This window comes from Chryseobacterium indologenes, assembly GCF_001295265.1.
Taxonomy (GTDB): domain Bacteria; phylum Bacteroidota; class Bacteroidia; order Flavobacteriales; family Weeksellaceae; genus Chryseobacterium; species Chryseobacterium indologenes_A.
Genome location: NZ_LJOD01000030.1, coordinates 1 through 8210, shown reverse-complemented (window position 1 = coordinate 8210; position 8210 = coordinate 1). Strand labels below are relative to the sequence as shown.

Genomic DNA, 8210 nt, shown 5'->3' with positions numbered 1-8210 from the left:
CAGATTTACAGTGAAAAGCTTTTTTTTAAAAAAAGGTCGTTCTATATTTGCTCAACAATCAATCACCAAATCACAAAATATTAACGATTAAAATTTACCAATCATGGCAGCAAATTCAAGAGGAATCTTAAAATTCAACGGAGGAGAAGGTCAGAAACTATTAAAGCTGAACTACAGCGTATCAAGATCTACAGACGTTTCAGGACGTGTAGCATCAGACCCTTCTAATGCACTTATTAAGATTACAGTAGAAGCTACTGAAAAATCAGACATCCTTGAAAGCTTATTAAACGGAAAATATAAGCCGACAACCGGAGAAATTACTTTTAACAAATCTCACGAAGAAGGAACTCTTATTACTTTGAGCTGGAATAACGGATATGTAATTCAGCATCAGGTGGAGTTTGACGCAATCGACGAAAACAGCATGCTGATCAGCTTTGTAGTAAGTGCAGAAAACATCGACTACGGAGGTTCTAAGTATGAAGGAATATGGCCGGGTGCTTAATCTTACACTATTACACATCCACATTCATAAAAAAAGACTGTCCCAAGAGAGGCGGTCTTTTTTGCCTGAAATAATCTTATTCTGTGCCGGATACAGAAGATAAACAAATCAGAAATCCTTATGAAATAAGCATACCGGATGATTTTTTTATTAACTTTAATGTGTATAACCTCAGAAAATCATTCATAGAATAAATATGATTGAGAAAAATTCAGGGAAATCTTCCAATAGGAATATGAAATAATAAGTTCAGTAAAATAATACCAAATCTAAAAACCACTAAACAATGAGTAAGGAAAGCTATATAGGTGGAGACTATATTGAAACCACAGGTGGAGATAATCGTAGTTTTGCGAAAGGAAATATCGTGAATTCTTCAGGAACACAGTTTAGACAGGAAGGAGCAGAGGGAGTGACTTACGGAACCAATAAAGACCCGGTTAGTATTACAGCCGCCGCAGTACTGGATGCTTATGTTGCCCGGCTTGAAGATAAAAGTTATACTAAAATCACTTCAGCTACGGTAGGGGATACAGTATATATAGTGGTAAAAACAGCAGGACTGGCAGGAAAAAAAATAGAAGTCAATCTCAAAGACCGTGATGGCATTTTAAGCGGAAAAGCTTATGAATTGATAGATCTGTTTCAGGACGACAAAGACGTTCAGGGAGTGCTTACCGCAACAGTGGACAAAGAAGGTCTGGCTGTTTATAAAGTAAAGCTTCAGCCCTCAGCAGAAAAAAAATATATTGAAGACTGGGGAACTAAAATAAACGGTGCCAAAGATAAAAAAGTAAATACCTGTATTATGGTGGATGCCGGTAAACACAATCCCGGAGTGGAGATTACGTATATGGGCAAAAATCCTAAGGAAAGTGAGAATGATTCCCAGACAGCTTCCCAACCCAATTACTGGCTTGATGAAAACGGAAAATGGTTTGAGATTAAATATTGCGAATGTAGCGTTTACTCTATTGATAAAGAATTACTTAACGGCCCGAATGTTGTTCATACCAAAGAAGGCAGCAAAGTAAAAGGAAATGCAGGAATCCAGAAAATTATTGCTATTGTTTTACACAGGACAATTGGCTCGTCAATTGCCGGGGCAATTGCCCATACAAAAGGAACCCATTTTTATGTAGAAGGAGCACGGGGCACAGATGGTGAAATATTCCAGCCTATTAAGCTTGATCAGTATTCCAACCATATTATGAACAAGACAGCACGTACTGCTCATATGGAAATACAGACAGAAAACTCCATTGGAATAGAGGTTATCGGAATGGCTTATTACAAAGATGGAAATGACCTGTATACCGTTTATGATACCAAAGTGAAAAATCCGGAATCCGTTAAATTAACGGCAGCCTTCAAAGGACAGCGCCAGATTAATGGAAAATGGAAAGATGCCGATATTTACTGGGATAAGCTGACTGATGCACAAATCAAATCCGTAAAGTGTATTGTAGTAGCTTTGATGAAAAAATACAATCTGAAAAAAGAAAATATCTTTACCCACGAAGAAATGCAGTCTAAAACTGCAGGTGAAGGCCAGGTTGTAAAAGATGCTATTTTTCCATTATTAAACGAATGCTTATGAGAAACCTATTATTGATCCTATTTACATCCATTCTTTTTTCGGGATGTGGTTCCTTACAGGGACAAAATAAAGATGTAGAGCAGTTTGTTAAAAAAGTGGTGGAAACCTATAACGAAAAAGATTCTGATAAATTTAACCAGTTTATTGATAAAAATACAGGACTGACCCTTATTACAACCACCGGTTCTAACAATACCTGGTTAAAGGTGCAGAAAGTTTGCCTTGATAAAAAGTGCCTTGATAACGGAACCGCAGAACCAGCGGGAATTCCGTACCAGTCATTGTTGGAAGAATACAAAACGGGAGATCTGAATCTAAATACAATTGAATTTACCGAAAAATCTTTTTTTGAATGTGAAAAAATTGAAAAACAGGGGATTTTTGTCGCTTCGGAAAATAAATTTCATGCTTTATCAGAATCCATCAACTTCTTTCTCGAAAATTCTCCCAAGATTCTCGGTGAAGAATTAGATGCAAAGAAAAAAAACGAGCTGGTAAAAGACATAGGGAAGTTCAGAAAAATAGAAGCAAAAAGCCGCAGAGTGACCGTAAACAGTAAAGACGGAACCTTTATTTTTTATATCACGAATATAAACGGGAAATGGTATCTCACTGTTATAGATTTTGCGTCTATGGATTGTAGCGTATAGATTTTAAATATCACGGATAAAATAAGGGTGATAAAAGCTTGTAAAGAAATAAAGAAAATATGAAAACCTTTTCTGCAAAATATACGCTGCTTTTAATCCTATCAATGATTTCCGGCTCTGTTTTTTCACAAAAACTAAAACAAGCCGATCATGAAAATCAAAAAAAAGATACTGTAATATTATTTAATAAAAGGATCATAATTAATACGCCTGCAATAATGGGTAATGGGCCGTTTGAAACAGAGAATATTCTTGAAATTGAAGACAGGGGTACTATGAAAATCTTGAAGTTCAGTTCACTGTCAAACGGAAATAGTTCCTGGCTTTATATTCAGAATAAAGGAAATAAAATCTACAGTACTAAAGAACTTAATTATAGCAACGGAATATATCAGAAAAGACTGAAGAAAAATGATTTTGATTATCTGCCCGCTACCCGGATCTGTACAAAAAAACGTTTAGTGATGGTTGATAAAAGTATTTCTTTAGCAGACTTTTTCAGATTCACTCCTGATGATTGTTACAAATGTCCCATTACTATCAGTGTTGATGACTGTATTAAAAATGGAAAAATTAAGTACAAATGGTAATCTGAAAAATATTAAATTTAAAAAACATAACCAGGCAAACTCGAATTTATCAATGAATAAAGTCACCAATCAGCTAAAATATCTTTCAAAATTATCAGCAACATTTCTTTTCAGTGTATTAAAGATTTACGGAATAGGAGTGCTTTCCACGGTAATCGTCATGATAGTGGGAATTTATATATTATCTGCAAGCTTTGGAAGCGGGTTAGGACACAGCGGAGCTTATTTGTTTATAGTGGCTGCCATTACAACAAAGCCGGTTTCCGCCAGCCTTTTCTTTTTGCTGATGATTGCGGCACCATTCTTTATCGGGATTTTTTCCACAAAATATGCCATGTCCAATGTCATCAGCAGACTGGTTCAAGATCATTCAGAAACCCTCTTGGTTCCGGCCATTGATAAAGTAATAGATAAATTCAGAACCGGACAGCCAGCTGTAGTCCGGAACAGTGCAGATTATGCTCTGGTTAAGATCCAATTGCTGAATGAATTCAAAAACAGTTCAGAAAATAAAATCATAAAAAAGATTCTCAGTTATGCATTAAAAAAAATGAGTTTTGATGAGCTGGATCTTAAAAGTGGAAATATCAATTTCTACGATATTATTAAAACAAAGCTGATCGAAAAGCTGCACGAGCTTGCCGAACCCTCAGCTATGATCTTTTATATCTATGTAGGCCTGCAGTGGCTAAGTCTGGCTTTACTCTATTTTCTGAATATATAGCAAAAAGACAGCCTGATATTTTTTTACAAGTATGACAGAGTAATTTGTTCACCTTAAAAAAGATGTACTTCTCTATTCAAAGAATTACCTATCTTTATCCTTGTATCAATTTACATAAAAAAGATATATTTGTAAACAAGTATCTTTTGACAGATAACACAGGCTGAGAATGATTTTGAGGCCCTGAACACCAAATAATCTGACAGAATTAAAAAAGAACACAGACATATTAATATAAGAAAAAATTATAAATGGGAGTATTAGTAACCAACGAAACAGTAAAACAGCTATTTCATATTGCTCAGTCAATAGCGAAGGAAAACTATAATGGTACCTATGGAGGTCCGCACATCCTGCAGGCTTTAATGCATAAGGATATCGGTCTTAATGAATTTCTGAAAAGCATAGAAAAAGATCCTGGTTATTTTTACGAATGGGCAGATGTCCGTATCGAAGAATATCCCAAAACCAGCCACCTCCCGGATGAGGTACGCCAGGATGAAACGGTGGATACCCTTATTGAAGAAGCAGATGATATCCGCTTAAAACTGGGACTGGATGAAATTACCCCGATCTGTATCCTTACAGCAATTGTAAAACCTCAGGTAGCGTTTTCACTTCAGCAGTTGAAATCATTACCGCTGAGAGAACATGAAATTTTCAATCTGTACAGAAAAGATACTCCTTTTACCGTAGCTGAAGACGGAGATTTTTCTTCACTTTTCTCAAACGGATCAGATTTTACAGATTCCTCCTTTCCTTCCATTAAAAACTATTGTGTAGACAGGACTGCACAAGCCAGAAAAGGAGAACTTGAAAATATTATAGGAAGAGACAAAGAACTTAGAATGCTCGTTGAGATTCTTTGCCGCAGAAGCAAGCCGAACGTGATTATCATCGGTGAGCCGGGAGTTGGAAAAACAGCTTTGGTAGAAGGCTTTGCTATTGAAATTACCAAAGGAAATGTTCCTGAAATGCTGAAAAATGCAACCCTTCTGGAGCTGGATACAGGAGCACTGTTAGCCGGAACCTCTTATAAAGGCGAAATAGAAGACCGTCTGAAAAAAGTCATCAATGAATGCAAAAAAATTGAAAAAGCAGTTCTTTTCATTGATGAGATCCACACCCTATTAGACCCGAAAGGAAGTATCGGAAATGTAGCCAATCTTCTGAAGCCGGAACTGGCAAGAGGCGAAATTACGGTAATTGGTGCCACCACTCAGGAAGAATACAGAAAGATCATTGAACCAGAACAGGCTTTTAACAGACGTTTTGAAGTGCTTACAGTGAATGAGCCGGATGAACAGACCTGCGTGAAAATGATTGATGTGCTTTTGGATGGATATAAAAAGCACCACGGTATTGAAGTGGAAAAAGCAGCCCTTCCGGAATGCGTACGTCTTGCAAAACGATATGCCAAAGGTAAAAAACTGCCGGATGCAGCTATTGACCTGCTGGACAGAACCATGGCCGCAATCAAAATGCTGGACGAACTTTCAGAAAAAGAACTGGAAAGCTGGAAAGAAAGTTATGAAGCCATTCTGAAAGAAGAATTTGCAGACAGCAAACATCAGGCAGACGAACTGATCTGGACTTACAATCTGCTGAGAGATAAAATAAGCCCTATTTTATGGGGATCTCTGAGTGAGCAGCCTGCACTGGATAACTCAATGCCTGTAGAACAGATTCATAAAATAATTGATGATACCTATGCCGAGCTTTTACAGCATGCAGCACAAAAAAGAGAAAAAGTAGGCCGTCTGGAGCTGGCAGCAGTAATGGCCGCAAAAACCAATATCCCTATCGGGAAAATCCAGGCTCAGGAAAAAGAAAAGCTCCTGAATATGGAATCTATGCTCATGAACAGAGTAGTGGGCCAGGATCATGCACTGAAAATCCTTTCAGATGCCATTGTGGAAAACCGAAGCGGATTGAACAAACCAGGACAGCCTATCGGATCATTCTTCCTTCTGGGACCTACCGGAACAGGGAAAACCGAGCTGGCTAAATCCATGGCAGAACTTCTTTTCAATGACGAAAAAGCAATGGTACGTTTTGATATGTCAGAATTTAAAGAAGAACATTCCGCAGCCCTTTTATACGGTGCGCCTCCGGGGTATGTAGGGTACGAAGAAGGGGGAATGCTTGTTAATAAAATCAGGCAGCAGCCTTATACCGTGGTTCTGTTTGATGAAATTGAAAAAGCCCACCATTCCGTTTTTGATGTATTTCTGCAGATTATGGATGAAGGAAAAGTTCATGATAAACTAGGAAAAGAAGGAGATTTCAGCAATGCGCTGATATTATTTACTTCCAATATCGGAAGTGAAGAGATCGTAAAGCAGTTTGAAGAAGGGAAAATCCCTGAATCATCTTCACTCATGCAGATCATGTCCAATTCCGGTAGATTCAGACCCGAATTCCTTGCAAGAATTACAGAGATTATTCCTTTTGCTCCTATCACAGAATCTATTGCAGAAAGAATTTTCAATATTCAGCTGAAATCGCTTCATGCTTCATTAACGAGATTGGGAATGGCTTTGAAAATCAGCGACGAAGCCGTGAAGAATCTGGCATTAGGCGGATTCAGCAGCAAATACGGAGCACGACAGATTTCCGGTGTAATCCGTGCCCAGCTGGCAAGACCTATCTCCAAAATGATCGTAAGAGAAGAAGTGAAAACCGGACAGACCATTCATGTAGACTGGAATAAAGAAGAAGAAAAAATAAGCTGGAAAGTAGACTAAAATATGAAGCGGATCTGCTTATCGGCATTTTCGCTTTTTACCCTTTTACTTTTCCGCTTTTTAGTCAATAAAAGAAAAGCACTTACAATGAAAACCGTATTCAAAAATATCTTTGCAGGACTGATGCTGGCAGGAACCTCTGTATTCGTAAATGGGCAGTTTCTTGCCGCTTCCGATACCTCGGAAAGCAGTGTGAAGAAGTATCAGAGCATCATTAACGCCAATAAAGATATTGTTAAATATATTGAATATTCACTGGCGCAAAAAGGATTGCCAAAACATTTGAGAAACCTGGCGATGATAGAATCCCATTTTAATGAGAATATTACATCAGGAGCAGGAGCAGTGGGCGTATGGCAGTTTATGACCGCACATGCCAATCAGTACGGGCTTACCGAGCAGGCACGCAGAGATGCTTATAAAAGTACAAGAACAGCTGTAATTTCTCTCACGAATCTCTATAAAAAGTACAACAACTGGGTAACGGTTGTAGCCGCCTACAACTGTGGAGAAGGTAATATTGCCAAAGCGATGCAGGCTGCAGGTTCTACACAGTATCATGAATTTTCCAGGTTCCTTCCGGCAGAAACCATCAATCATGTAAAGAAATACCTCAATGCCTGCTATGCGACAGGGGAGCTGGAGAGTGTGTTGAGCAACTATAATTCTTCGCGCATCAATAAGATCTTCTTTACGGAAGGAGGCTCACAGAAATATAACGGACCGTCTCTGGCAGAAACAGAAATCAATGCAGGCTTTAATCTGAATATTATTGCAGATGAATTAAAAGTGGAAGTAGATAAGATTCTTGCCTGGAATCCCGGAATTGAAGAAGAACTTCAGAAAACCGGTGAAAGCTCTCTTTATCTGCCAACTGACCTTATGCCCGACTTTCTTTTAAGAAAAAACAAGATTCTTTCCCGTTCTATTAAAGAAGGAAGTAAAATGCAGCAATAGCAGTAGTTTAATCAGTATAGAAAAAATATAGAAAACAGCCATAACTTTTTTAGTTGCGGCTGTTTTTTATACCCTGTATAATATAATCCAACTTTTTTATTTTAAATTCTGTCCTTTTTTCTACAATGAATAACTTGTATTGCGAAAGTTTTGTCTGTTTTGAAAAATGTAGATTATTTATCTTGTTTGTTTTTTGGAACGATTAATTTATAGTCAATCATTAATTGAAATATTCTAAAATATCTTAATATTTCTCAGGTAAGTGTGAAAAAAAGTGCTTTTTAAAACATTTTAAATGATCTTAAATGCTTTACTGTAAGGAGTTTTAACGTATTCTTAAATCAAAAGTCGTAGAATTACGACATCAAATCGTAGAATTACTACAATTTTTCAGATTTACAGTGAAAAGCTTTTTTTTAAAAAAAGGTCGTTCT

At 37.3% G+C, this 8210-nt stretch carries 7 protein-coding genes; all 7 read left to right on the top strand.

Annotation, left to right across the window (positions count from 1 at the left end; all coding sequences use genetic code 11):
• Positions 1-103 precede the first annotated feature (103 nt).
• Positions 104-508 (top strand): type VI secretion system tube protein TssD, encoded by a 405-nt coding sequence (tssD, locus tag AOB46_RS22275; protein ID WP_082377378.1) that lies wholly within the window; start codon positions 104-106, stop codon positions 506-508.
• A 286-nt stretch (positions 509-794) separates the two neighbouring features.
• Positions 795-2108 (top strand): N-acetylmuramoyl-L-alanine amidase, encoded by a 1314-nt coding sequence (locus tag AOB46_RS22270; protein WP_062703561.1) that lies wholly within the window; start codon positions 795-797, stop codon positions 2106-2108.
• The gene (locus tag AOB46_RS22265; RefSeq protein WP_062703559.1) at positions 2105-2758 is read left to right on the top strand and encodes a hypothetical protein; all 654 of its coding nucleotides are present in this window, start codon (positions 2105-2107) and stop codon (positions 2756-2758) included. Before AOB46_RS22270 ends, AOB46_RS22265 begins: the two co-directional genes overlap by 4 nt.
• A gap of 59 nt (positions 2759-2817) precedes the next feature.
• On the top strand, positions 2818-3348 hold the full coding sequence (locus AOB46_RS22260) for a hypothetical protein (protein ID WP_062703558.1): 531 nt from the start codon (positions 2818-2820) through the stop codon (positions 3346-3348).
• Positions 3323-4072 carry a hypothetical protein gene (locus AOB46_RS22255; protein WP_131724444.1) on the top strand — a complete coding sequence of 250 codons (750 nt, stop codon included), beginning with the start codon at positions 3323-3325 and terminating at the stop codon, positions 4070-4072. The genes AOB46_RS22260 and AOB46_RS22255 overlap by 26 nt, the downstream gene beginning before the upstream one ends.
• Positions 4073-4323: 251 nt before the next feature.
• Positions 4324-6819, top strand: a complete 2496-nt coding sequence (locus tag AOB46_RS22250) for an ATP-dependent Clp protease ATP-binding subunit (RefSeq protein WP_062703550.1) — start codon at positions 4324-4326, stop codon at positions 6817-6819.
• An 87-nt stretch (positions 6820-6906) separates the two neighbouring features.
• Positions 6907-7776, top strand: coding sequence for a lytic transglycosylase domain-containing protein (locus tag AOB46_RS22245; RefSeq protein WP_062703549.1), 870 nt, complete (start codon positions 6907-6909; stop codon positions 7774-7776).
• Positions 7777-8210 lie beyond the last annotated feature (434 nt).

What these genes read in the sequence shown, in the direction of transcription:
- tssD (WP_082377378.1), top strand. Translation starts at nt 104, where the DNA reads ATGGCAGCAAATTCAAGAGGAATCTTAAAATTCAACGGAGGAGAAGGT.
- AOB46_RS22270 (WP_062703561.1), top strand. Translation starts at nt 795, where the DNA reads ATGAGTAAGGAAAGCTATATAGGTGGAGACTATATTGAAACCACAGGT.
- AOB46_RS22265 (WP_062703559.1), top strand. Translation starts at nt 2,105, where the DNA reads ATGAGAAACCTATTATTGATCCTATTTACATCCATTCTTTTTTCGGGA.
- AOB46_RS22260 (WP_062703558.1), top strand. Translation starts at nt 2,818, where the DNA reads ATGAAAACCTTTTCTGCAAAATATACGCTGCTTTTAATCCTATCAATG.
- AOB46_RS22255 (WP_131724444.1), top strand. Translation starts at nt 3,323, where the DNA reads ATGGAAAAATTAAGTACAAATGGTAATCTGAAAAATATTAAATTTAAA.
- AOB46_RS22250 (WP_062703550.1), top strand. Translation starts at nt 4,324, where the DNA reads ATGGGAGTATTAGTAACCAACGAAACAGTAAAACAGCTATTTCATATT.
- AOB46_RS22245 (WP_062703549.1), top strand. Translation starts at nt 6,907, where the DNA reads ATGAAAACCGTATTCAAAAATATCTTTGCAGGACTGATGCTGGCAGGA.